We start from the raw sequence: 25,790 nt of genomic DNA, 5'->3' as shown, positions 1-25,790 counted from the left end.
GGGAAAACGGATTGAAAATCAGGCTCGGGTACGTCGGCGTCGAGGATACGATGGAATTCGTCACGGGCATCATCCGGCAAAACGCCGAGTTTGCGTGCGTTCCCTTTCTTCATGAACGATTCGAGGACATCGGAACGATCCTGTCGAAGCACGAACGCGACGTCGACATGTGGCTTTTCTCCGGCCCGCTTCCGTACCGAATCGCGCGTGAGCAAGCTCCGCATGTCCGGCAGCCGATGTTTTACGTTTCCTTTAACGGAACGGCCCTATACCGGACGCTGTGCCGGCTTTTCTACCGGGAGCGGATCGACATCGGCCGGTTGAGCTTCGATATGTATGCCGAGGAAGAGCTGGCGAAGGTCGTCGGCGAGCTGATGCTGGGCGAAGTCGGCCGGCTGCGCGTCAAGCCGTACGGCGGATCGTATCGCGAGCTGATCGATTTTCATCATGAGCTGTGGCGGCAAGGGAAGACGGATTACGCGATCACGTGCGTCTGGTACGTGCAGGAGCGGCTCAAAGAGCTCGGCGTTCCCGTGCTGAGGGTCGTTCCGACGGAATCGTCGGTACAGACGGCGCTGTCGGAGGCTTCCCGGACGTGGGAGGCGCTCCGTTACATGGATTCGCAAATCGCCGTGCAAATCGCGGAAACGGACCCCTACGCCGGAATCGCGAAGGACAGGCACGGCTCCGACGAGCTGCTCCGCATGGACCTTGCCGTGAGCGAATCGCTGCTGGATTATTCCAGGCGGGTGCAGGGATCGCTGAAGACGATCTCGCCGGGGCGGTACGCGATTTTTACGACGAGGGGCATTCTGAAGGAGGTCACGCGGCATTTTACGCAAGTGCCGGATTTTCCGGAGCTTCAAAACCTGGGGGCGGGGCTGACCTGCGGCATCGGAATCGGCCGGACCGCGTACGAAGCGGAATTGATGGCCGGACACGCGCTGATGCAGACCCGTCATTACGGCAAAGGCTCGTGGACGGTCGCGTTCGACGACAACACGGTAACCGGTCCGCTCGGCCGGGCGGAGCAGCTCTCCTATGCGTATTCTGCCGACGGGCTGCGGGAGTTGAGCGGGCAAACGGGACTGAGCGCGGCGACGCTGGGGAAAATCGAAGCGATTTTGAAGAAGCTGCAAACCGATGTCATCCATTCGAACCAGTTGGCGCAACAAATGCGCATTATGCCGCGGAGCGCCAGACGCATTCTCATTCAGCTGGAAGCGAGCGGCCGTGCGGTCGTGGTCGGGGAAGAGACGCCGAGCGCGAGGGGGAGGCCGCTGAAGCTGTACAAGGTGACGTTGACATAGGATGCCGGATATTCGTTCGTTTTGGGAGGTTAGTTGACATCGGTCCGTTTTTGTCCTAATATACGGTCATGACCTTTAATCAGCCGAAAATAAAAGCTGACAAACGAACCGTTTGGCCGTCAGCGTGTCATTCTATTTTACGCCGCAAAGAAGGGAAGCCCTTATGAATATTCTCGCGCTCAAGCATTTCTCGTTTGACGACGAAAGCGCCATTGCCGGCTGGGCGGCCCGGAACCGCCACCGGCTGCAGGTGCTCGACCCTTCCGATGCGGCGGAGTTCCCGCCCGGGACGGATTTCGGCATGCTGATCGTTTTGGGCGGTCCGATGAGCGTGTACGAGGAGGATCGGCATCCCTGGCTCATCCGCGAAAAGCGGTTCGTCCGGCAATGCGTCGAGGACGGCAAACCCGTTCTCGGCATTTGCCTCGGCGCGCAGATGCTGGCGGAGGCGCTGGGCGGAACCGTGCGCCGGAACGACCAAAAGGAAATCGGCTGGCATCCCGTCCGGCGAACGGCGGAGAAGCATCCGATCTTTGACGGCATGCCGGAGACGTTCGTCAGCTTCCAGTGGCACGGCGATACGTTCACGCTGCCGGAAGGAGCGAGGCGGCTGGCATACTCGGAAGCCTGCGGCAATCAGGCTTTCGCGTACGGCGATCGCGTGCTCGGGCTGCAGTTTCACCTGGAGACGACGCCGGCCTGCATCGGAACGATGCTCGACGTCTGGGCGGACGAGCTGGCGGCTAAAGCGCCGTACGTTCAGGCGCCCGGCGACATCGCCGCGCAGACGGGGCGGAGCCGGGCTTCGCATGCGATGCTGAGCGGCATTTTGGATCGGCTGACGGCGGTTTAACCTTCGATATAGCGAACGGGTACAGTCATCATGAGGAGAGGTTAAATGGAACTCGGTTTGAACGGTATTTGGACGATGCTCGGCGCGATTTTGGTGTTGTTCATGCAGTGCGGATTTATTTTGCTGGAAGCGGGCTCGACCCGCATGAAAAACGCGGGCCACATCGCGGGCAAGACGATTTTTACGGTCGGCATCGTTTCGATCGTGTTTTGGGCGGTCGGCTACGCGTTCATCTTCGGCTCCCAAGGCAACGGCTTTTTGGGGTGGGGCGATTATTTCGGGTTCGACGCGACGAGCGTGCCCGATGGGTCGACGGTGGCGCCGACGGTGCTGTTTATTTTCCAGCTGTCGTTCGCCGCCATCTCGATGTCCATCGCGTGGGGCGGCTTTGCCGAGCGGGCGAAGCTGTCGGTCTATTTGATTTTCGCGATTTTGTTTTCCGCTCTCGTCTATCCCGTCGTCGCGCACTGGATTTGGGGCGGCGGCTGGCTGGCGGAGCACGGCAAGCAGGATTACGCCGGCTCGACCGTCGTGCACCTGACGGGAGCGATGGCGGCGCTCGCGGCCACGCTGCTGTTGAAGCCCCGCATCGGCAAGTATAACAAAAACGGTACGGCCAACGGCATGCCGGGCCACAATCAAGTGTTCACCACGCTTGGCGTCATGATTTTGTGGATCGGCTGGTTCGGCTTCAATGCGGGCAGCACGCTTTCGGTGGGCGACGGAAGCTTCTTCGGCTTCATCGCGATCAACACGCAGCTCGGCGCGGCCGGCGGAGCGGTCGCGGCGCTGATCGCGAGCTGGGTTCTGCTCGGCAAGTCCGATATCGGCGCGATGCTGAACGGCGCGCTGGCCGGCCTGGTCGCGATCACGGCGTCTTGCGCGTTCGTCGAGTCGTGGGCGGCGATCGCGATCGGCCTCGCAGCGGGCGTCCTCGTCGTGCTGAGCATCCGGTTTTTCGAAAAGCGGCGCGTCGACGATCCGATCGCCGCCCTGTCCGCGCACGGCACGGCCGGCGTATGGGGCACGCTGTCCAACGGGCTGTTCGCCACGCCGGAGCTGGCGGAACGAGTCGGCGTCGGCCGGCCGGGGCTGTTTTACGGCGGGGGCCTTGAGCAGCTGGGCGTTCAGGCGCTCGGCATCGTCGCTTGCGGTGCGTTCGCGTTCGCCGTATCGTACGTCATCCTGTTCGCGCTGAAGAAGACGATCGGCCTTCGCGTGACGGAGGAGCAGGAAATCGTCGGTCTGGATTTGAGCGAGCATGGCTCCTACGGTTACCCGGAGCAGATGAAAGAGATGGCGAGAAACTGACTTCTGGCCCGAGCGCTTCATTTTTGTCCAAAACCTCCGCTCCCGCGGTTTGCCGGGCGGAGGTTTTTTTTCTGCGGGGGCATCTCCCTATCCGCTCCGGATGTCGGCTCGGCTCTCCGCGACTCGGTTGAGTCGTGGCGACTCATCTCGTCCCGCCAACCGCAACATGCAGCCCTCAGTTGAGTAAATATTACCCATCTCACCGCCTCCGCCCGCCCGCTGACGCTCCGGTTGAGTCGTGGCGACTCATCTCGTCCCGCCAAGCGCAACATGCAGGCCTCAGTTGAGTAAATATTACCCATCTCACCGCCGCCGCCTGCTCGCGAACGCTTCGGTTGAGTCGTGGCGACTCATCTCGGCCCGCCAAGCGCAACATGCAGGCCTCAGTTGAGTAAATATTACTCGTTTCGCCGCCTCTGCCCGCCCGCGAACGCTCCGGTTGAGTCGTGGCGACTCATCTCACCTCCAGCGATACGCCGATGAAAGGCGCCTTTTTCCGAGTCCTGGATTATGCAGAATGTAATTCAAATTACTGAAACGCAGGCCTTCGTTTGATACGATGAAGTCGCCAGCCGTTTTGTTTCTTTACAGGCGAAAGCCGGCGAAAAACGCGAAGGAAGAAGGTTGCAGCGTGCATAGAGAAGAAGAAAGGAACATGTCGGGAGGAAGACGTGATCTCGGCGTTGCCATTCTGCTGGTCGGATTCATGACTTTGGTGTTCGCCGCGTTGGGCGCGTTCGGGGGAGAATAGGGGCGGCCTTCCTCTAGTTCCCCCGAACGGGCACGACCGACCCGAAACCGGACTCACTCCGACTCCGGCTCCGTCAGCATTTTGACCGCCCGGATGACGGCTTCCGGATGGTTTTGCGGGATCATGTGCGCGACGTCCGGCAGAACGAGCAGCTTCGAATCCGGCAGTTGCCGGTGCAGTCGGAAGCTGTGCTCCTTGGTTTCGAAGGGGTCGTCGTCTCCAACCGCGATCACGAGTGGCGCGCGGATTTCGGAATAGCGGCCCATGATTTCTTTTGCGGCGGGAACGAAGGCGAGGACGTCTTCGCGATTGGCTTTGAACTGCGAAGGACGAAGCCAGTACGCATGCGTCGCCTGGCGATACCCTTCGGGAACGGGCTCGGGCTTGAAGGTTTCTTTTAAAATGTTGTCCGCCAGCGGGGGGCCCAGCACGGCGAGCAGCATGTTCATCGCGACATCCCCCAGCACCGGCGTCGTGACCAGCGTTGAGATCGGATCGCCTTTCTCCGCCGGATAGCCTTCCGGATACAAGCCGGCGCCCAAGGTGACGATTCCCGACAGGTCGTCCGGGTAATCGAGCGCATACGCGAGCACGAGGACGCCGCTCCAGGAATGCCCGACCAAAATCGGCTTTTCCACGCCGAGAGCTTTCAGCGCTTCATGCAGCAGCCTTGCTTGCGTTCGCGGGGTGACGTTTTCGTCGCGCGGCCTTTCGCTATAGCCGTAGCCGGGGCGATCGAAGGCGATGCCGCGATAACCGGCGGACGCCGCCAAATCGATCGTTTCCCGAAAATCATTCCCCGTCAGCACCCCGCCGTGGAGGAATACGACCGGTTTCCCCTCTCCCTTGCTAATATAATGAAGCTTTATTCCTTCTGCGGTTACGAACTGTCCGGTCGGAGGATAACCCGCCTCGGCTTTCCGAAACTTGTATTGGCCGTACAAATAAAGGGCTGCAAATAAAACGATAACGGCCGACAGAACGATCATCGCTCTTTTCCTCCTTCGTTTGGCTGTCGCGGCGTGTTTTTTCATCATGCACCTCATATGTTGGAATGGCATAACATGAATACACTATTAACATACCAAATAGTATGTTGTGGCTGTAAAAATTCCCGCAGTCTCCCTGCGAGAACGGCTTCAGGGCTTTGCGGCCGCCACCCCCGGCCAAAGCGTTCTGGAAATCGTACGAATAAGCGCACGCAAGCGGTCCGGACTCGGATCGATCATCCATTCGACGAGAACGCCTTTTAACAGCGCATCGAACATCAGGGCGACCGATTCGGGATCGACATCGTCCGCCACGTATCCTCTCCGCTGCATCTCGCCAAGGAGGACCCCGACTTGACCGATCAGGCGGCGATGCAGCTTCTGCAGCCGTTCGCGCACTTCCGGTTCGCGGCTGGACGCGACGAATTCCAAAAACAGCCCGGAATTCTCTTCCCCCGGCACCAAACAGACGAACTGCGATTCCAGCCAGCCCTCGAGTTCCGCCATCGGATCGGCCGACGACAGGATGCGTTCGACCTGTCCCGGAAGCCATCGGGCTTGCTGCTCGAAATTGCGCTCCAGCAGCGCTAGGAACAGATCCTGCTTGCTCGAGAAATGCCAGTATACCGCGCCTTTGCTCAGCCCGGCGTGTTCGGCCACCTTGTCCAGGGAGGAGTTCGCATAGCCGCTGGCAGCGAAAACGCGGGCCGCCGCCTCCAGCACGCGGGATTTCGTATCCGCCGGTCCGCTATCGGAGGCCTGCCTTGATTTAAACCACTGCCGCATCTCTTCCTTATTCCCTAGATGCCGGCGAACGGCCGTCCAATGCACGCCGGCGGCTTGCGCGATTTCGGCGAAGGTGATCCGGTCGAACGGCTTCGTGCCTGCCAGCCGCCCGGCCGCTTCGTAAATTTTGTCCCGAACCGTCAATAGATTCACCTCGCAATGTCCGTATTTTTGTAACATATAAATACCACTCGGTATGTAAATAATATAATGCATCTTTCCTCCAGGTTCAAGCGGGGAGGGAGCGGTCAACGGAGCAAGCCGCAATAGAATTGGAACAACCCCGTTAACAACGCCGAAAAAATGATAAACTGTAACTATGCGCTAACGACGTTAACGGAAAGGCGGAAACGAAATGCTATACTCGTTTGTCATCGAGCCTCTGCTGTTTGTCGAGTTTGAAAACGAAGAGGAACAGCTGGACAAATGCAAGGACTGGGGCCTGATTTCGGAAAAAGCGACGAAAACAAAATCGTTCTATTATCGGGGCAACGGCTTGAATGAGAGCTGCCGGATCGTCGGATACGCCGACAGGACGGTCGCCGTCATCGAATTCGACAACATGCAGCGGCATTGCATTCACGCGGCATACTTGAAGGAGATGCAGGCGGCGAATTTCGGCCAGCGCTATGCGGGCAAAGCGGAAACGGAATCCGGCGAATCGCAGGACATCGAAGACGGCGGAGCGGAGGCGGTGTCCGGGGAGTCGCTGACGCAGGCTCCGGAGAGCCCGACCGAGGCAGCGGCGGCCATGGTCGAGACGTCCCCGGTCGCGGCGGAGCGCCCTTCCGGGGAGCCTTCTCAAGCCGGGCGGCCGAAGGAGGAAGAATCCGCGGCGGAGAAGCCGGTCAAAGGGAAGGCTCCCGCCAAACGAAAGAAGGTCGAGCTGCCGGAGGAAAAGGTGAAGTTGGTCGCGACTGTCAAGGAGTTTGCGTCGGTGCCGAACTATTTTGCCGATAATGACGACGAAGTGATCGTGTACGAAGCGGTGGCGATCGTCGATCCGGAAATCGAGCTGGGCGAGGCCTGGTCCAGCTACAGCGCCACGCTGAAAAAGCTGGAGCTTGCCGAAGGAGACCGACTGACGTTCGAAGCGAAAGTGATCGCCAAAAAATTGACCAAGCACCCGGTGCCTTACAAAATCAACAATCCTTCAAAGATTCAAAAGGTCGGCCCCTAAGCGCCCCTGAGCGGGGCCTTTTTGCTGCGATAAAGGCCCCCGTACTTCGGAGCTGAAGCGGATGAAACTTCGCGGCGCTTCTCCCGGGTTCGAAGCCGGCGCCATAGCGCCTTTCCTTATCATGTTATAATAATTTACACAAAATCGGTCGAGAGAACCGGATTTGTCCGGATTTTCGCGTTTAAGACGATTGAACGCGCGATTTCCCCTGAAAATGTTATGAAAGGTAACGCGATTTATTGACAACGGGAAGACGGAGGGTTACAGTAAGAAATAAGTACAATATAGTTGTTAGTTTATAGGATGTGCTTTAGAATTACAGGGAATTTGTCTCTGTTTTCTGGCACATTTTTATTTTTTGTTAGGGGGGGATTTGTCGGAAGCTGTCGGCTTGGCCTGAAGGAAGTTGAACGCAACGAACAAACCGGAAACGAGACCCGAACTCAACTAAAAAACGATTGGAGTGGAGTACGCTGATGAAGAAAAAGTGGTCGCTGCTTGCCGTAACGGGAATCGCTCTCGCCATGCTGTCCGCATGCGGCGGAGGAAATCAGGAGAATGCCTCCTCGTCGGGAACGGGCGAGAGCCCGAGCGCGAGCGCAGCGGCATCCGAAGAGACATTGACGTTCCAGATGGGCGTCGAGCCATGGGTCGGCTACGCTCCCTGGTGGATCGCGCAGGAGCAAGGCATTTTTGAAAAATACGGCCTGGACGTAACGGTCGTCAACTTCAACCAGGACTCCGACATCAACGCCGCCTTCGCGTCCGACAAAATCAAAGTCGCGAACATCGCCACCCATACGGCAATCAAGATGGTGGGCAACAACAACCTCGCGCTGAACGGCATCATTCTGCTGGATGAATCGAATGAGGCGGACGCGATTCTCGCCGCCGGCAACGCCCAGAGCATCGCCGACTTGAAAGGGAAGAAGGTCGCCTTCGAGGAAGGGACGACTTCCGATCTGCTGCTTCGCCAGGCGTTGTCCGACAACAATATGACGATCGACGATGTGGAGGTCGTCTACATGCCGGCCTCCGACGCGGGACTTGCGCTTCTGTCCGGCAATGTCGACGCCGCCGTCACGTACGAGCCTTACATCTCCACGGTCAAAGCCAAAGGCGACGTGCAAATGCTGTACTCTGGCGAGAACGCCCCGGGGCTGATCAGCGACTTGACCGTCATTAAATCCGAGTACATGTCCGAGCACCCCGAGGTCAAAGACAAGCTGCGGCAAGTATGGGACGAGACGATGGCTTACTGGGAGAGCAACCCCGACGAAGGCAACCGGATCATTGGCGAAAAGACGGGCGTCGACGTCGCCGAGCTTCCGGTCATCCTCGAAGGCCTGCGCTACTTTACGTCGGAGGATCAACTGCAGATGGCCGATTCCGGCGAGTTCCTGGAGACGGCCGCCAACATTCAAACCATCCTCACGAATCAGAAAGTGCTGGATCAGCAAGTAGATTTGAACCAGATGTTCCAGTTAAAATAAGAAAAACGCCGTCTTCCGGCCGGGCCCTCGGAAGGAAGACGGCTATCGAGAGGGGATCAGGCCCATGCACAGCGGATCGAGTACCTTCCCCGTCGGCAAGCTGGCGATATTGCTCGCGGTTCTCCAGGATCACGAATGGCGGAAGAGCGTCGAGCAGGAATTAATCGCGGGCGGCTATAAATTCACGATCGGTCGGGTCGGCGCGATGGATATGATGAAGGTCATTGCCGCCATCGAGACGGCGGCCAAGAACAACCGAATTATCGACAGCGAATCGTACCGCGAAGTGCATGCGGTCTACCACGCCATTATCGAAGCTCTGCAGGGCGTGGGAAGGGGAGAGGTGCAGTTCGGCAATATTCTCCGTACGGTCGGCCTCACCTTCTCGATCGTCCGGGGCAAGTTCGCAAGCACCGTTCAGCATGAGGGAGAATGGGTGGCGGTCGCGGTTTACGGTACGATCGGAGCGCCCATCAAAGGCTTCGAACACGAAACCATCGGTTTTGGTTTTAATCATATTTAATTTAATTGGGGGATGCCCGTGCGCAAATATACGCTGCTCTCCATCGCAAGCATCCTCGTCGTGCTCGCGGTATGGTCCATCGTAACCTATTCCAAAATGATCGATCCGCTGTTCCTTCCTACGCCGGGCGCGACCCTGAACGCCCTGCGCGAAGAGATCGACGAAGGCATCTTCTTCACGGACGTCGGCGTCAGCTTCTATCGCATTCTGATGGGCTTCGTCATCTCGACGATTTTCGCGGTCCCGATCGGCATGATGATGGCGACTTCGAAAACGTGGCAAGCGATTTGGGAGCCGCTGATCGGCCTCATCCGCTACATGCCGGCTGTCGCCTTCATTCCGCTGTCGATCCTGTGGTTCGGCACGAGCGATTTGCAAAAGTTTTTCATCTTGTTCCTCGGCGTCTTCTTCCAGGAAGTCATCATGATCGCCGACAACTGCAAAACCGTCAACAAGTCTCTCGTCGAAGTCGGCCATACGCTCGGGTTCAGCAAGAGCGAGGTTACCCGCAGCATCGTTTTCCGCGCCGCCCTGCCCGGCATGGTCGACACGTTCCGGACGACATGGGGATGGGCCTGGACTTACCTGGTCGTGGCCGAGCTGGTCGCCGCCTCCGAAGGCCTCGGCTTCCGGATCATTCAGGCGCAACGCTACCTGAGCACCGACCGGATCGTCCTCGGCATTCTCGTCATCGGTCTGTTCGGCTTGATTACGGATCAGCTGTTTGCTTGGCTGTACCGCAAAATGTTCCCGTGGAAAATGTTGGAGAAAGCAAAGGGGTGACCGAAGATGGCCTTGCAATTGGTTCAAGAGCACACCGCGGACAAGGAAACGATGCTGTACGCTGAAAACGTATCCAAGACGTTCGCGAGCAACAAGAAGGAGATCGTCGCCCTCGAGAGCGTTCATATCACGATCAAACGGGAAGAATTCGTCTCCTTGCTCGGCCCGTCCGGCTGCGGCAAATCGACCTTCCTTCGGCTGGTCGCCGGGCTGGACGAAAAGACCGACGGCGTTTTGACGCTGAACGGAACGCCGATCGTCGGCTCGGGACGGGATCGCGGCGTCGTGTTTCAGCAATACAGCTTGCTTCCGTGGATGCATGCCTGGGAGAATGTCGCGTTCGCCTTGAAGAAGTCGAAGGGGCTGAGCGCCGCCCAGAAGAAGGAAATGGCGCATCACTTTCTGGAGCTGGTCGGCCTGAAGGGCTTCGAGAACCATTATCCGGCCCAGATGTCGGGCGGCATGCAGCAGCGCGTCGCGATCGCCCGGGCGCTTGTCTATCGGCCGAAGCTGCTGCTGATGGATGAGCCGTTCGGCGCGCTGGACGCTCAGACCCGCCGCGATATGCAGGATTTGCTCATGCGCATCCGGCAGGAGGAGAAGTGCAGCGTGCTGTTCGTCACTCACGACGTGGATGAGGCCATTTACCTGTCGGACCGCGTTTATATGATGAGCGCGCATCCGGGCCGGATCGCGAAGGAATTGACGATCGACATCCGCAAGCCGCGCGACTGGAACGACATGCTCTCCGACCGGTTCGTCCATTACAAGCGGGAAATCGTATCTGAACTGGAACGGCAGAAATCGCTCAAGCACCAAGCCCTTCAGGCTAAGACTTCAACGTGACGAGGTGAATGAAGATGTTGAAGATCGTGGGAAGACACGAACTGAACGCCGCCCAGGCCGAGGCCGGAGCGGCCGGGCAGGAACGCCGGGAGGCCGTCCTGCACATAATAGAAGAAGTCAGGCGCGACGGCGATGCGGCCCTGCTCCGGCTGACCGAGAAGTACGACCGGGTGGCGTTGCCGCGGCTGGCGGTGACGGAGGAAGAATTCGCGGAGGCGTACCGGGCGCTCGATCCGGACGTGCTGGACGCGCTTCGGCAAGCGATCGCCAACGTTCGCGACTACCATGAGCGCCAGATGCGGGAGTCGTGGATGACGACGAAGGAGAGCGGCACGATCATGGGGCAGCTTATTCTTCCGCTGGAGCGGGTCGGGCTGTACGTGCCGGGAGGAACGGCGGCTTATCCGACCTCCGTCATGATGAACGCCGTTCCCGCGCTCGCGGCCGGCGTGAAGGAGATTGTCATGACGACGCCGCCCGGCAAGGACGGCAAGGTGAACCCGGCCGTGCTGGCCGCCGCCGCGGAGCTCGGCATCCGCGAGGTGTTCAAGGTCGGGGGAGCGCAGGCGATCGCCGCTCTCGCGTACGGCACGGAAACGATCCGCAGAGTCGACAAAATCACGGGCCCGGGGAACGCGTTCGTCGCGGCGGCCAAGCGGGAAGTGTTCGGGCAAGTGGCGATCGACATGATCGCGGGGCCGAGCGAAGTCGTCGTGCTGGCCGACGAAACGGCCGACGCCGCCTACGTCGCCGCCGATCTGCTCGCCCAGGCGGAGCACGATCCGCTCGCTTCCGTGACGCTCGTGACGACGTCCCGGTCTCTGGCCGAAGAAGTGCGGCGGGAGGCCGCGACCCAGCTCGAGGGGCTGGACCGGCGGGAGATCGCCGCGAAGGCGCTGGAGAGCTACGGCGCGATCTGCGTCGCGGCGAGCCTCGAGGAGGCGATCGAGATCGTCAACGAGCTGGCGACGGAACATCTTCAGATCCAGATTCGGGATCCGTTCGCGCATCTCGGCGCCATCAAGCATGCGGGAGCGATCTTCATCGGCGACGACAGTCCCGTCGCGATCGGAGATTACTTCGCAGGCACGAATCACGTGCTGCCGACGGGCCGGACGGCGCGGTTCTCTTCGGGGCTGTCCGTCGACGACTTCCTGAAGAAAACGAGCTTCGTCCGCTACAGCCGCCGGGACATGCTCGAGAACGGGCGCCAAATAGCGGCCCTGGCCCGATTCGAGGGCTTGCAGGCGCACGCCCGGTCGGTCGAGCTCCGGCTGGAGCGCTCCTGAGGCCGCGAAGCTTGCGTTTCTCTGTTCCGTTCTCTCGCTTCGTTAGCGGCGCGCAACCGAGCAGTCTTCCGCCGGGCGGCCGAGCGGAACGCAAGACACCGAAAGTCTCTTCCGTTTTTTATCGTTTGACAGGCCCTTCCCTTTAGCTTCTAGTTGCTTTCGGCCTTCCTTGGCCCAACTTGATTCTTTGCCGCTTGGTCGGGCAGCGGCCCGACAGGCGATTCCCCAACGACTGACAGACGGACAACAGCATCGGCCATTTAGCGATTAGTGATTTAGAAAGCCGGTACCTCGGTTAGGTATGGGCTTTTTTTCATTATATAGAGGCTCGGAAATAAAGCAGGGTTCTGAGTCCGAATGAGGGGTGAATGAGGCGGATATGTCGATGAAATGGCAGGTATGAAAGCTGATTTCAAGAATGTGCATGCCAAAGAACCCTCAAAAGGGCATTTTTTAAAAAATGCTATGCAAACCAATTTGCATCAAGCGGCTGTTAATTCTTTGAGCCATTGTTCAACAGACGCGATCTGCTTCTGCTTCTTCGCTTCTTCCAGCCACGCGTCGGCATGCTGGCACATGGCGATCAAGTACACGCGAATGTTCCAGTGGCGGGAACTGCGCCCGCGCGAAGCTTCCAGCCTGTAATCGACTTTCTGGCGCTTGATGCAGCGTTCGACGCCGGTTCGCAGCGCATAACGCTTTCTCCATTCCTTGCTGTCGCGGCGGATGCGCGGAAAAAGGCGCGGGTTATCCGCGGTGGATGTGTAGAAGGTTCTTCCATAATCGGAAGGCGAGCAGGGAGTCGGGCATTCCCATTTGCCGACTTTGGCGGGACAGCGCCATTTGATGCGCTGTCGCCCCGAACACTTGCCCCAGCAGACCATCTTGCGTCCAATGGGGCAGACAGGAACGCCATCGGAGCCAATTTTCATTTCATTGTATACCGTATGCCCGGAACGCCTGTGATTCAGGTCGATGATGGCGGAAACATCATCATGTTCCAGCATGGTATAGATCGGGAGGGCGTCGTGGGCGGAATCCAGGAGCGCCTCTCCCACCTTCCAGTCCGAGTACCAGTGACGCAGCTCGCGGTAGCCGCAGATCCATGACACCGAGTCATGTTGGCTGGCGCGAAACAATCGCGGGTACACGGGCAAATTGTAAGGACTGTCGGCTGCGGTGAACATGTAGAGCGTACGCCCGTAGTAATATTTCTCGCGATAGCTGTCCCAGCCCCAATCGGCATCCGGATCGGAAAATTGCCGTTTGCAGGAGCATTTCCAGTTGCCCGACTTGCGGCAATCGCAAAGGAACTTGCCGTACGAACGCGCGCCGGTTTCAACCGGAGATCCGTCGCCGATGACGCGGAAAGCGCTCGTATCGCCAAGCAATCCTTTTGCCGCAGAAGGCAGGACAAACAGGGATTGGAACAACTGTTGCAGCAGGTCGTGCTCCTTGGGGGCGTAGTGGATTTTGCCCTCGCGCAGGATGCGGGAGACGAGTTTCTCCGTAATCTTGGGGTTTTTGGGCTCTTGCTTTTCGTTCTTTTTGCCCTTCTTCCGCGGCTTCTTCAAGCGGCGTTTGACGCGCCCGGTCTTATGCGGAGTGGATGCCCGCCAAAGCCGGGGGAAAAAGTCGTAGAACGTTCCGACACCCGGCGTCTCACCAGGTTTAAAGCCGCAGAGAATGGCATAGACCGGCGTCGTTCGCAGCGCGACGACTCCGTCATCGACGCTCAGCCCGAGCTTGGTCATAAGGAGCAAGCAGCGGAGCATGTCGGCGGGATCGTGAGGCTTGCGTCCTTTCGGATTGGAGGAGTAAGCCGAACGCATCAAGGAAGCGGTGGCGGACAGATCGATGGCCGTGATCCAGAAGATCAGGTCGTTGTAAAAGTGCTGCAAAAACAGTAGCGCTTCCGGTGTGCCGTACTCCTTTCGAAGTTGGTTGCTTACGAAAGTCAAGTAGTCCTGGTGAGAACGAGAAACAACTTTCAAAACGATCACCCAATTTCTCAAGAGATAGGCAGAAAATGCCTTCTCGGCGATTATTGGGGTGTTTCGAAAATGTCAAGAGGAATGTTTGTTCGCACTCCTGTTTTGGGGGTGAAACAATAAAAGACCTTGGCCAAAGGGCCAAAGCCGGTGCGGAGTTTTTAATTCCGAGAGGCTATATTATCGTAAAGCAGGTGATCCAATGCTCACAACGGCCGAACTTGCCATACGCATCGACGGACGGTCCTTGACGGTCGAGGACGTCGTCCGCGTCGCCCGACACGGGTGGAAGGTGATTCTCGACGAAGGCAGCATGCAAGCGATGCGGCACACGCGGGATTACGTAGAGAAGCTCCTGCGGGAGAAAAGAGTGGTGTACGGTCTGACGACCGGCTTCGGCAAATTCAGCGACACCTATATATCGGCGGAGGATGCCAAAGCGCTTCAGCTGAACCTGATCCGCAGCCATGCGTGCGGCATCGGCCGTCCGTTTGCGGTCGAGATCGTCCGCGCCATTATGCTGCTGCGCATCAACGCGCTCGCGCTCGGCTACTCCGGCATTCGCCCCGAGGTCGCGGCGCTGATGGCGGAGATGCTCAATCGCGGCGTCACGCCCGTCATTCCCGAGCAGGGCTCGCTGGGCGCGAGCGGCGATCTGGCGCCGCTGTCCCATCTGGCGCTCGTGCTCGTCGGCGAGGGCGAAGCCTATTTCGAAGGCGCGCGGCGCTCCGGGGCGGAAGCGCTGGCCAAGGCCGGGCTGGTCCCGATCTCGCTGGAGGCGAAGGAGGGACTCGCGCTGATCAACGGCACGCAGGTGATGACGGCCGTGGGGGCGCTTGCCTGCTGGGACGCGAAGCGTCTTGCCGAATGGGCCGATTGCGCGGTGTCGCTAACGAGCGAAGTGCTGCACGGCGTGAGGGACGCGTTCGACGACGCGACCCACGCCATTCGTCCGCATCGCGGGCAGCGGCAGTCGGCCGCGCGAATACGCAGCATCACGGCGGGAAGCAAGCTGATGACGCACCAGGGAGAGCGACGCGTCCAGGACGCGTACTCGCTGCGCTGCGCCCCGCAAGTGCACGGGGCGAGCCGCGACGCGATCGCCTACGTGGAGGAGAAGCTGGAGATCGAGATCAATTCGGCGACCGACAACCCGCTCATTTTCGCGGACGAGGATCGCGTCATCTCCGGCGGCAACTTCCACGGACAGCCGATCGCTCTGGCGATGGACCATCTGGCCATCGGCGTTTCCGAGCTGGCGAACATCTCCGAACGCCGGATCGAGCGGATGGTGAATCCGCATCTGAACGAGAACCTGCCTCCTTTTCTGACGAACAACGGAGGCGTCGAATCCGGCTTTATGATCGCCCAGTACGCGGCCGCTTCGGTCGTCTCGGAGAACAAGTCGCTCGCTCACCCGGCCAGCGTCGACTCCATTCCGTCCTCGGGCAACCAGGAGGACCACGTCAGCATGGGCACGATCGGGGCGAGGAAGGCGAGGCAGATCGTCGACAACGCGTACAACGTGCTGGCCATCGAGCTGCTGTGCGGGTCCCAGGCGGCCGATTTCCGCGATCCGGCGTCGCTGGGCGCGGGAACGGCCTGGCTGTACCGGCAGGTGCGCGACCGGGTTTCGTTCGTGGATCGCGACCGCGTCCTGTCGGGCGACTTCAAAACGATCTCCGATTGGATGAGAAGCGAGAGCTCGCTCGACGGGCTGTTCGAACGGCTCGGGCCGCAAGGCGCACAGCCGCCGGAATGACCGTTTGGCCGATCCCGCGGATCGGCCGGAGCTCCGGGGACGGCCGAGGCTCCGGAGCTCCGGGCAATCGGGTGGCCGGACTCCGGGCCGGCCGAGGCTGCCGGATCCCCGGGTCGGCAAAGGTTGCCGGCGTGACAGCCGGGTGGCCAAGGGCTGCCGGGTTGACCAGGTTGCCGGGACGGCCAACACTTGCCGGGTCGAACGGGGCAGCCGGGACGCCGAGACGTCGGGCCGGCCAAGGCTGCCGCCTAAGGGCGGAGCCCAACCCATTCGGCAATCATTTTATAATCTAGGGAGGAAGATCAAGATGACTGCAATCAACGAAGGCCGGATCGTTCGCGCGCCGCGCGGCACGAAGCTGAATACGAAGGGCTGGGTTCAGGAGGCCGCGCTGCGGATGCTCATGAACAACCTGGATCCGGCGGTCGCGGAACATCCGGAGAAGCTGGTTGTCTACGGGGGCATCGGCCGCGCGGCCCGCAACTGGGAGAGCTTCGACGCGATCGTCCGGTCGCTGCAGAGCCTGGAGGAGAACGAGACGCTGCTGATCCAGTCCGGCAAGCCGGTCGCGATCTTCCGCACGCACAAGGATGCGCCGAGAGTGCTGCTCGCGAACTCGAACCTCGTTCCGGCTTGGGCCAATTGGGACCATTTTCACGAGCTCGACAAGAAAGGGCTGATCATGTACGGCCAGATGACGGCCGGAAGCTGGATTTACATCGGCAGCCAGGGCATCGTCCAGGGCACGTACGAGACGTTCGCGGAGCTCGCGCGGCAGCATTTCGGCGGCAGCCTGAAGGGAACGATCACGGTGACGGCCGGACTCGGCGGCATGGGCGGCGCGCAGCCGCTCGCCGTCACGATGAACGAGGGCGTCGTCATCGGCGTCGAGGTCGATCAAAGCCGCATCGAAAAACGGATTCATACGCGCTATTGCGACATGCTCGTCCACAGCCTGGACGACGCGATCTCCCTTGCCGAAGAAGCGAAGAAGGCAGGGCGTCCGCTGTCGATCGGCCTGGTCGGCAATGCCGCCGAGGCGCTGCCGCTCATGATCGAGCGCGGATTCATCCCGGACATCGTGACGGACCAGACGTCTGCCCACGATCCGCTGAACGGCTATTTGCCGGCGGGCTTGACGATGGAGCAGGGCGAGAAGCTGCGGGAAGCGGATCCCGACCGGTACGTCAAGCTGGCGAAGGCGAGCATGGCCCGCCACGTGAAGGCGATGCTTGCCATGCGGGACAGGGGCGCGGTCGCGTTCGACTACGGCAACAACATCCGCCAGGTCGCGTTCGACGAAGGCGTCGCCGACGCTTTCTCGTTCCCGGGCTTCGTGCCGGCCTATATCCGCCCGCAATTTTGCGAAGGAAAAGGACCGTTCCGCTGGGCCGCCCTGTCCGGGGATCCCGAAGATATCCGAAAGACGGACGAAGCCGTCCTCAAGGCGTTTCCGGATAACGAAAACCTGCATCGCTGGATTCGGATGGCCCAGGAGAAAATCGCCTTCCAGGGGCTGCCGTCGCGCATCTGCTGGCTCGGCTACGGCGAGCGGGCGAAGTTCGGCAAGATCATCAACGACATGGTCGCCTCCGGCGAACTGTCCGCGCCGATCGTCATCGGCCGCGACCATCTGGACGCCGGCTCGGTCGCCTCGCCGAACCGCGAGACGGAAGCGATGCGCGACGGCAGCGACGCCGTCGCCGACTGGCCGATTCTGAACGCGCTCGTCAATACGGCATCCGGCGCGAGCTGGGTGTCCGTCCATCACGGCGGCGGCGTCGGCATGGGCTACTCGCTGCATGCGGGCATGGTCGTCGTGGCGGACGGGTCCAAGGATGCGGAGGAACGGCTCGAACGCGTGCTGACGACCGACCCGGGCATGGGCGTCGTCCGCCACGCGGACGCCGGCTACGAGCTCGCCGTCGAGACGGCGAAAAAGAAGGGCATCCGCATGCCGATGCTGATCTGACGGAAAGGAGAGAACTCGGAATGATCTATATTCGGAACGCGGCACAGGTCGTGACGATGGCGGGTCCGAACGGCAAGCCGCGAACGGGCGCGGCGATGAGCGAGCTGGGCCTCGTCGAAAACGGGGGCGTCGTCCTCGAAGGCGAGAACGTCGCGTTCGTCGGACCGGACGACGAAGCGCGCCGCTTCGTCGAGCGGCGCGGCGCGGTTCCCGAAGTGATCGACGCTTCGGGCAAGCTCGTCGCTCCGGGGCTTGTCGATCCGCACACGCACGTCGTCTTCGCCGGCTCTCGCGAGCAGGAACTGAACATGCGGCTTTCGGGAGCGACCTACATGGAAATTATGAACGCCGGCGGCGGGATCCACTCCTCGACGGAGAGGACCCGCGAGGCGAGCGAAGAGCGGCTGCTGCGGGAGACGGCGAAGCGGCTCGACCGCTTCCTCGAGCACGGCGTCACGACGATCGAGGCGAAGAGCGGCTACGGCCTCCGTCTCGAGGACGAGCTGAAGCAGCTTCGCGTCGCAAGGCGCCTGAACGACGAGCATCCCGTCGACCTGGTGTCGACTTTCATGGGCGCCCACGCGGTGCCCAAGGAGTACAAGGCGGATCCCGAGGGATACGTCCGGCTCGTGACGGACGCGATGATTCCCGCCGTCGCTTCGCAGGGGTTGGCGGAATATTGCGACGTGTTCTGCGAGAAGGGCGTCTTTACGCCCGAGCAGTCGCGCGCGATTTTGGAGGCCGGCATGAAGCGGGGGCTGAAGCCGAAAATCCATGCGGACGAAATCGAGCCCTACGGCGGCGGGGAGCTGGCGGCCGAGATCGGAGCCGTGTCCGCGGAGCACCTGCTGCGGGTATCGGACGCAGGCATCCGAGCTATGGCGGAGAAGGGCGTCATCGCCGTCCTGTTGCCGGGCACGGCGTTCTTCCTGATGACGAAGCCGGCGGAAGCAAGGCGAATGATCGAGGCGGGCGTGCCCGTCGCGCTGTCGACCGACCGCAACCCGGGCTCCTGCCCTACGGAATCGCTGCCCTTCGTCATGAACCTCGCCTGCCTGACGATGAAGATGACGCCCGCCGAGGTGCTGACGGCCTGCACGATCAACGCCGCGCATGCCATCGGGCGGGCCGGCCGGATCGGCAGCCTGGAGGCGGGCAAGCAGGCGGACGTTGTCGTCTTCGACGCTCCGAATTACTTGTACTTGCAGTATCACTACGCCGTCAACCTGGTCGACACCGTCGTCAAGAAGGGGCGCGTCGTGATCTCGGATCGCCGGAGGACGGACCGATGAGCGCCCGGCGGGAGAAGAAGCGGAATTCGCCGCCGGCCGGCAAAGCGCGAACGGGGCCGCGAAGGGAGGCGCCGCGATGATGGAGCTTCAGGTCGATCCCCGCCGCATCGCGCGGCGCATCGAGGAGCTGGGCCGGATCGGCCGCAACGCCGAAGGCGGCATGGACCGCACGACGTTTACGCCGGCGGAGCTGGAAGCCCGCGAGTGGCTGAAGGCGCGCCTGCGGGAGCTGGGTCTCGCGGTGCGCGTCGACGCGGCGGCCAACGTCTGGGCGCGCCGGGAAGGCGGCGATGCGGAGCTGCCGGCCATCGCCTTCGGCTCGCACGTCGATTCGGTGCCGAACGGCGGCATCTACGACGGAGCGCTCGGCGTGCTGCTGGCGCTGGAGGCGATGGAGGTGCTGAAGGAAAACGGGACGCCGACGCGCCATCCGTTCGAGCTCGTCTCCTTCAGCGCGGAGGAACCGAACCCGTTCGGCCTTTCGACGTTCGGCAGCCGGACGGTCGCCGGCAAGCTGCGCCGCGAGCACCTGGACGGCGTGCGCGACGACAACGGAACGCCGCTCGTCGACGCGCTTCGCTCGGCCGGCGGCGATCCCGACCGGTTCGAGTCGGCTCGGCGCGGGCCGGAGGAGCTGGCGGCGTTTCTGGAGGTGCACATCGAGCAGGGGCTGCGGCTGCTCGATCGCGGCGTCCCGATCGGCATCGTTACGGCCATCACGGGCATTTACCGCGAGGAAGCGACCGTACGGGGAGAAGCGAACCACGCCGGCACGACGCTGATGGCGAACCGGACGGACGCGCTCATGGCGGCGTCGGAGCTGATGCTCGCCTTCGAGGCCGTCTGCCGGGAGCATCCCGCAGACGAGACGGTCGGCACGATCGGCCGCATCGCCAACTTCCCTAACGCCGCCAACATCATTCCGGGCAAGGTGCAGTTCCACCTGGAGCTGCGGGGCAAGTCGCGGGAGGAGATCGGCGAAGCGCTTGGCGAATGGGCGAGGCGGGCCGACGAGATCGCGTCCAGGCGCGGGGTTCGGCTGGAGCGCAAGCTGCTGTTGGACCAGCATCCGGTGGCGATGGATCGGATCGTCGCGGACGTCTGCGCGCGGGAGGCGGAGAAGCTGGGCTATCCGTGGATGCCGCTCGGAAGCATGGCCGGCCACGACGCGGCGCATATGGCGTCGCTGACCCGGTCCTGCATGCTTTTCGTGCCGAGCGTCGGGGGCAAGAGCCATTGCCCGGAAGAAGAAAGCCGGATCGGCGACATCGAGAAGGCGGGCAACGTGCTGCTGCGGTCGCTGCTGGCGCTGGACGAACAATTGAACCGATAGGGGGAGCATGCCGATGCAGAAGCTGTATACGGCGGATTACGTTTACTTGAACGGAGAGTTCCGCGAGCGGGGGGCGCTGCTGGTCGAGGGCGGCGTCATCCGGGCGTGCGGAGATTCGGAGGAACTTGCGCGCCAATATCCGGGCGCGGAACGGATCCGGTGGGACGGCCAGGCGATCGTGCCCGGCACCGTCAACGCGCACAACCATTCGTTTCAAAGCCTGCTGCGGGGGATCGCCATCGACAAGCCGTTCCTCGAATGGCGCGACCAGGCGCTGTACAAGTACACGCCGCATCTGGACGAAGAGGCGATTTACGCCGGCGCGCTGCTGGCGTTCGGGGAGATGCTGAGGTACGGCGTGACGACCGTGTGCGACTTTTTCTACGTGCATAACGGCGGCACGGCGTACGACGAAGCGGTCATCCGGGCGGCGAGGGATCTCGGCATCCGCCTCGTGTTTGCCCGGACCCTGTACGACTGGGACGGGGCGCCGCTTTCGTACCGCGAATCGATCCCGGAAGCCGTGGAACGCACGCGGGCGCTCGCAGTCAAATACCAGGGCGACCCGATGGTGACCGTTCACCCGGCCCCGCACAGCCCTCACGCCGCCTCCCCCGAGATGATTCGGGCCGGCCACCGACTTGCGGTCGAGCTCGATACGCCGTACCATATCCATGTAGCGGAAGAAATGTTCGAGGTGGAGGAGATTCTCCGCGATTACGGCAAGCGGCCGATTCATTATCTGGATTCGCTCGGGGTGCTGGACGAGCGAATGATCGCGATTCATCTCGTCTGGCTGGACGATACGGAAATCGAGCTTGTCGGGAAGCGGCGCGGCTCGCTCGCTTATTGCCCGTCCAGCAACATGTTCCTTGCGGACGGCGTGACGCGCATCCCGGATCTCGTCAAGGCCGGCGTCACCGTCTCGCTCGGCACGGACGGCGCCTGCAGCAACAACAGAATCAGCGTTTACGAGGAGATGCGCATGGCGGCGATGCTGCAGAAGGTCGCCCGGCTGGATGGCACCTGCATCACGGCGAGCCAGGCATATCGGATGGGCACCGCGAACGGAGGCAAGGCGCTCCGCCTTCCGGTCGGGACGCTGGAGCCCGGCCATCATGCCGATTTCGCGGCGATCGACGTATTCGACCTGTCGCTTGCGCCGCGGCACGAGCTGTTCGCGAACATGGTGTACGCGATGCAGCCCTCGGCCGTGAAGCGGGTGGTCGTCGCCGGGCGCACCGTGTACGAGGCGGCGTCGGGCGTTCTGACCGTGCCGGAGCGGGAAATCGGCGGCCGCGTCGACGCTCTGTTCGAGAAGCTGGCCCGGCTCGTGCCGTGAGGCCCGATGCCGGAGACCGCCATAGGGATCATCCTAGAGATCGTCATGATCCATGACCGCAGCAGCCATGCTGACAACAAGTCGGAACACAAGGGGGAGCAGCGATGACCGCATCCTTATGGCGCCAAGAGGTATCGAAGCTGGAAAAATACGTGCCCGGCAAATCGATCGAGGAAGTCAAACAACAATACGGCTTGACCGAAATTACGCGTCTCGCGTCGAACGAGAACCCGTTCGGCCCTTCGCCCAAAGCGATTGCGGCGATGAGCGCGGCGGCGGCCGAAAGCCATCTGTACCCCGAGCCGACGAGCGCGGAGTTGCGGGGCAAGCTCGGGGAGCTGTACGAAGTCGATCCGTCCCGAATTCTCGTGTCCAACGGCGCGGACAACGTGCTTATGCTGATCGGCCAAGCCTACGTCAATCCCGGCGACGAAGTCGTCTATTGCGTGCCGACGTTCTCGGTGTACCGCACTTCGACGGTCGTGATGGGCGGGGTGCCGGTGGAAATTCCCCTGACCGACGATTACAAATTCGATCTGGACCGGATCTTGGCCAGCGTGAACGAGAAGACAAAGCTGATCTATGTGTGCAATCCGAACAACCCGACGGGCACCGTCGTCGATTCGGACGCGCTCGAAGCTTTCCTTGCCCGCGTGCCGCCGCACGTCGTCGTCGTGCTCGACGAGGCGTACGGCGAGTTCATCGACATCGAAGGCTACAAGACGGGGGCGGACTACGTGCGCGAGGGCTATCCCGTCATCTCGGTGCATACGTTCTCGAAGCTGTACGGGCTTGCCGCCATGCGGATCGGTTACGCGATCGCGGCCGAGAACGTACTGGAACCGGTGCTCTCCGTGCGGGAGCCGTTCCCGGTCAGCCGCATGGCGAACGCGGCCGCGCTCGCCAGCTTGGAGGACGTCGAATACCGGGATTTCGTGCTTGCCGCGAACCGGGAGGGCATCCGATATTTGAGCGCCGAGCTGAATCGGATGGGCATCGGCGTGACGGATTCCTATTCCAATTTTCTGTTCGCGCATTTGCGCCGGGACGCCGTTCCGGTCGTCGAGGCGCTTCTGCGCGCGGGCTTTATCGTACGGCCCTGCCGGTCGTGGGGCTATCCGGAGCATATTCGAATCACGGTCGGCAGTCCGGAACAGAATCGCCGGTTTATCGAGGCGCTGCGGCCGTTGACGGGTCGCTGAGCCGTCTGGACCAAGAAGAGAGGGGACGGAAGAAAATGGCCGAAACGGAACGCCGAACGGCGACGATCGCGATGCCGCTGCGCTACCGGCAAGGACCGGGGGTCATTCGGGAGCTGCCGGACATCGTCGCCGGCTTCGGGAAGAGCCCGCGGGCGCTGCTCGCGGCGACGGCCGGAGGCTTGAGGCGAATCGAAGAGCACGGGCTCCGTCTGGACGATCGGCGGCTGCGGGCGGAGCTCGTCGAATTCGGCGGCGAATGCTCGGAAGCGGAAATCGAGCGGCTGAAGCGGGAAGCGGAACGCGCCGGCGCGGACGTCGTCGTCGGCATCGGCGGCGGCAAGCTGCTGGACGCCGCCAAGTCGGCCGCGTACCGCCTGAGCCTGCCCGTCGTCATCGTTCCGACGATCGCCGCCAGCGACGCGCCATGCTCGGCGTTGTCCGTCATCTACGACGAGAATGGCCGGGTCGTCAAGCTGGAGACGCATCCGAGAAATCCGGACGTCGTGCTCGTCGACACCGAGATCATCGTTCGGGCGCCGATCCGTTACCTGGCCGCGGGCATGGGCGACGCGCTGGCGACCGCCCCCGAAGCGCTCGCCTGCTTGCGGGGAGGCGGACGGACGATTCTCGGCGCGTATCCGTCCCGCCTCGGGACGGCGGCAGCCGAGCTGTGCGGGCGCATCCTGGCCGAGGACGGCGTGCGCGCCTACCGGGACGCGGAGCGGGGGGAGCTGACGGACGCGTTCGAACGCGTCGTCGAAGCCAACACGCTGCTCAGCGGCATCGGCTTCGAAAGCGGAGGCCTGGCGGCCGCTCACTCGCTGCATGACGGGCTGACGGAGCTCCCTGAATGCCACGGACTGCTTCACGGCGAGAAGGTCGGCTTCTGCACGGCGGTTCAAGCCGTCCTGCTCGGCGAGCCGGACGAAGCCGTCCGGTTTCTGCGCTTCTGCCGCGAGATCCGGCTGCCGGCCTCGCTGGCGGACATCGGTCTCGCCGCAGGGCCGAACGGCGGCGGGATTCGCTCCCGGCTGCTGCTCGCCGGGGAGCGGGCGATCGCTCCGGAAGAGACGATCCACAGCGTCGGGCGGCCGTTCACGGCGGCCGAAATCGCGGACGCCTTCGAGGAGACGGATCGCCTGGCGCGGCTGGTGATATCGCCCGCCGAACGGACGGAGGCATGAGCGCCGTCCGCGTTTTGGGGAAGGGGGCAGGGAGAACCGTGAGCCGCGCGATCATAGTCGACGCAAGCACAAGCGCGATCAAAAGCTATTTGTACGACCTGGACGCGGGCATGGCGCTCGCGCACGCCCAGACGGACGTTCCGATGAGCGTGCCGGAACCCGGAGCCGCCGAGGTCGATGCGGAGCTGTGGTGGGACGGCCTGTGCCGGACGGTGTCGGAGCTGACGGCGCGGAATCCGGACGCGGCTTCCGGTCTGGCGGCCGTCGCCGTGACGAACCAGCAAATCTCCTGCGTCTTCCTTGACGGGGAGGGAAAGCCGGTCGCTCCGGCTTATTTGTGGATGGATACCCGCTGCACGGAAGAGATCGACCGACTGCGGATGCGGTGCGAGCTGGAGGGCCTGGGCACGGACTGGATTTTCGAGACGACGGGCATCCCCCCTTCCGACAGCTGGGGACTGGCGAAGCTGCTCTGGTTCCGGTCCCGCTTTCCGGAAGCGTACGGGCGCATCCGGCGCGTCGCTTCGGTGGACGCCTTCCTGCTAGGCCGGCTGAGCGGCCGGTTCGTCACCGACGAGACGAACGCCTGCTTCTTCCATATGGATATTCGAAGCCGGCAGCCCGCTTGCGAGCTGCTTCGCTTTCTGGAGACAGACCCCGGCCTGTTCCCGGATATCGTGGCGCCCGGAACCGTCGTCGGCGCCGTAACGCGGGAGGCGGCGGCGCGAACCGGTCTGCCGGAAGGGCTGCCGGTCATCGCCGCCGCTTCGGATCAGCCGTGCGCGCTGCTGGGCATGGGAGCCGTCGTCCCCGGCGAAGCAGTCGTCAACCTGGGGACCGGGACGTTCTTTATGACGCCGCTCGCGTCGCCCATCGTCGACGCCCGGATGATGACGAACATCTCGGCCGCCCCGAATTCGTGGCTGATGATGGGCACCCATTATCTGACCGGAGGGGCGATGAGCTGGCTGCGCGGCCTGCTCGGGCCCCCGGGCGCCGGAGGAGCCTCCGGGTTCGAGCGGGCGCCCGCGGTCTCGTTCGACGAGCTGAGCCGGCTGGCCGCGGACACGGAGCCGGGCGCGAACGGGCTTGTGTTCCTGCCGGGCCTCAGCGGCACCGGAACGCCGCGCTGGGATCCCGAGGCCCGCGGCCTGTTCGCGGGCCTCGGACTCGGCCATACCGCCGGCCATCTGGCGCGGGCGGTCATGGAAAGCACGGGCTACGGCGTCCGCAGCATCCTGAACGCCTTCGCGGAGATTGGCATCTCCTTCGACAAGCTGATCATCTCGGGCGGGCCGACTTCGTCGGATGTCTGGCGGCAGGCGCTGGCCGACGTTTTGCAGCGTCCGCTGACGCTGTCGACCGCGCGCGAGGCGACTCCGCTCGGAGCCGCCATGCTGGCCGCGGTCGCCTGCGGCCGGTTCGCGGAGCCGGCGGAGGCGGTGCGCCGCTGGGCGGGCGAACAGACGGCCGTCCTGCCGAGGGCGGAGTACCGGGAGACGTACGACCGCCTGTACGCCGCGTACGAGGCCTGGTCCGACGCGGAGGCGGCCGTGCGTCGCCTGGTTCGTCCGCAATGACGAACGGTTGATTCGCAT

The 25,790-nt window shown here is 62.3% G+C and carries 20 protein-coding genes; 17 read left to right on the top strand and 3 right to left on the bottom strand.

What is annotated here, in order from left to right; all coding sequences use genetic code 11:
* Positions 1–11 precede the first annotated feature (11 nt).
* The 3 genes from B7E11_RS00625 to B7E11_RS00615 all read left to right on the top strand — a co-directional run bounded on the left by B7E11_RS00625 (position 12) and on the right by B7E11_RS00615 (position 3,474).
* A complete protein-coding gene (locus B7E11_RS00625) occupies positions 12–1,310 on the top strand; it encodes a hypothetical protein (protein ID WP_080831725.1) in 1,299 nt (432 codons plus the stop codon).
* A 163-nt stretch (positions 1,311–1,473) separates the two neighbouring features.
* The gene (locus B7E11_RS00620; protein WP_080831724.1) at positions 1,474–2,163 is read left to right on the top strand and encodes a type 1 glutamine amidotransferase; all 690 of its coding nucleotides are present in this window, start codon (positions 1,474–1,476) and stop codon (positions 2,161–2,163) included.
* A gap of 45 nt (positions 2,164–2,208) precedes the next feature.
* Positions 2,209–3,474: an ammonium transporter gene (locus B7E11_RS00615; protein WP_080831723.1), complete on the top strand. Its 1,266-nt coding sequence runs from the start codon at positions 2,209–2,211 to the stop codon at positions 3,472–3,474.
* A gap of 804 nt (positions 3,475–4,278) precedes the next feature.
* On the opposite strand, the gene B7E11_RS00610 is transcribed toward B7E11_RS00615, so the two are convergent.
* Positions 4,279–5,214 (bottom strand): alpha/beta fold hydrolase, encoded by a 936-nt coding sequence (locus B7E11_RS00610; RefSeq protein WP_080831722.1) that lies wholly within the window; start codon positions 5,212–5,214, stop codon positions 4,279–4,281.
* Positions 5,215–5,364: 150 nt separating this feature from the next.
* Entirely contained in the window at positions 5,365–6,180 is an 816-nt protein-coding gene (locus tag B7E11_RS00605) for a TetR/AcrR family transcriptional regulator (protein ID WP_176220554.1), read from the bottom strand.
* A gap of 175 nt (positions 6,181–6,355) precedes the next feature.
* Here B7E11_RS00605 and B7E11_RS00600 point away from each other — a divergent pair, with 175 nt between their 5' ends.
* The 6 genes from B7E11_RS00600 to hisD all read left to right on the top strand — a co-directional run bounded on the left by B7E11_RS00600 (position 6,356) and on the right by hisD (position 12,114).
* Positions 6,356–7,180, top strand: coding sequence for a hypothetical protein (locus B7E11_RS00600; protein ID WP_080831720.1), 825 nt, complete (start codon positions 6,356–6,358; stop codon positions 7,178–7,180).
* A 476-nt stretch (positions 7,181–7,656) separates the two neighbouring features.
* A complete protein-coding gene (locus B7E11_RS00595) occupies positions 7,657–8,673 on the top strand; it encodes an ABC transporter substrate-binding protein (RefSeq protein ID WP_080831719.1) in 1,017 nt (338 codons plus the stop codon).
* Between the two features lie 64 nt (positions 8,674–8,737).
* Positions 8,738–9,196, top strand: coding sequence for a histidine utilization transcription antiterminator HutP (gene hutP, locus B7E11_RS00590; RefSeq protein WP_080831718.1), 459 nt, complete (start codon positions 8,738–8,740; stop codon positions 9,194–9,196).
* 18 nt (positions 9,197–9,214) lie between these two features.
* A complete protein-coding gene (locus B7E11_RS00585; RefSeq protein WP_245809587.1) occupies positions 9,215–9,979 on the top strand; it encodes an ABC transporter permease in 765 nt (254 codons plus the stop codon).
* A 6-nt stretch (positions 9,980–9,985) separates the two neighbouring features.
* Positions 9,986–10,825 (top strand): ABC transporter ATP-binding protein, encoded by an 840-nt coding sequence (locus tag B7E11_RS00580; protein ID WP_080831716.1) that lies wholly within the window; start codon positions 9,986–9,988, stop codon positions 10,823–10,825.
* A gap of 8 nt (positions 10,826–10,833) precedes the next feature.
* Positions 10,834–12,114, top strand: coding sequence for a histidinol dehydrogenase (gene hisD, locus B7E11_RS00575; RefSeq protein ID WP_080831715.1), 1,281 nt, complete (start codon positions 10,834–10,836; stop codon positions 12,112–12,114).
* A gap of 482 nt (positions 12,115–12,596) precedes the next feature.
* Here the strand turns inward: hisD and B7E11_RS00570 are convergent, their stop codons facing one another.
* Positions 12,597–14,117, bottom strand: coding sequence for a transposase (locus B7E11_RS00570; protein WP_080831714.1), 1,521 nt, complete (start codon positions 14,115–14,117; stop codon positions 12,597–12,599).
* Between the two features lie 190 nt (positions 14,118–14,307).
* Here B7E11_RS00570 and hutH point away from each other — a divergent pair, with 190 nt between their 5' ends.
* The 8 genes from hutH (at position 14,308) to B7E11_RS00530 (ending at position 25,772) form a co-directional block, all read left to right on the top strand.
* Positions 14,308–15,867, top strand: coding sequence for a histidine ammonia-lyase (gene hutH, locus B7E11_RS00565; RefSeq protein WP_080831713.1), 1,560 nt, complete (start codon positions 14,308–14,310; stop codon positions 15,865–15,867).
* 307 nt (positions 15,868–16,174) lie between these two features.
* Positions 16,175–17,839 carry a urocanate hydratase gene (gene hutU, locus B7E11_RS00560; RefSeq protein ID WP_080831712.1) on the top strand — a complete coding sequence of 555 codons (1,665 nt, stop codon included), beginning with the start codon at positions 16,175–16,177 and terminating at the stop codon, positions 17,837–17,839.
* Positions 17,840–17,859: 20 nt separating this feature from the next.
* Positions 17,860–19,131, top strand: coding sequence for an imidazolonepropionase (gene hutI, locus B7E11_RS00555; RefSeq protein WP_080831711.1), 1,272 nt, complete (start codon positions 17,860–17,862; stop codon positions 19,129–19,131).
* A gap of 76 nt (positions 19,132–19,207) precedes the next feature.
* The gene (locus B7E11_RS00550) at positions 19,208–20,464 is read left to right on the top strand and encodes a Zn-dependent hydrolase (RefSeq protein WP_080831710.1); all 1,257 of its coding nucleotides are present in this window, start codon (positions 19,208–19,210) and stop codon (positions 20,462–20,464) included.
* Between the two features lie 13 nt (positions 20,465–20,477).
* A complete protein-coding gene (locus tag B7E11_RS00545; protein ID WP_080831709.1) occupies positions 20,478–21,806 on the top strand; it encodes an amidohydrolase family protein in 1,329 nt (442 codons plus the stop codon).
* 104 nt (positions 21,807–21,910) lie between these two features.
* Entirely contained in the window at positions 21,911–23,008 is a 1,098-nt protein-coding gene (hisC, locus tag B7E11_RS00540; RefSeq protein ID WP_080831708.1) for a histidinol-phosphate transaminase, read from the top strand.
* A gap of 35 nt (positions 23,009–23,043) precedes the next feature.
* Positions 23,044–24,192 (top strand): glycerol dehydrogenase, encoded by a 1,149-nt coding sequence (locus tag B7E11_RS00535; RefSeq protein ID WP_080831707.1) that lies wholly within the window; start codon positions 23,044–23,046, stop codon positions 24,190–24,192.
* Between the two features lie 38 nt (positions 24,193–24,230).
* Complete coding sequence (locus B7E11_RS00530) at positions 24,231–25,772, top strand: xylulokinase (protein ID WP_176220553.1); 1,542 nt, start codon at positions 24,231–24,233, stop codon at positions 25,770–25,772.
* Positions 25,773–25,790: the final 18 nt, after the last annotated feature.

It is taken from the genome of Cohnella massiliensis (assembly GCF_900169535.1).
GTDB classification, from domain to species: domain Bacteria; phylum Bacillota; class Bacilli; order Paenibacillales; family Paenibacillaceae; genus Cohnella; species Cohnella algarum.
This window is presented reverse-complemented; position numbering and strand designations above follow the sequence as displayed.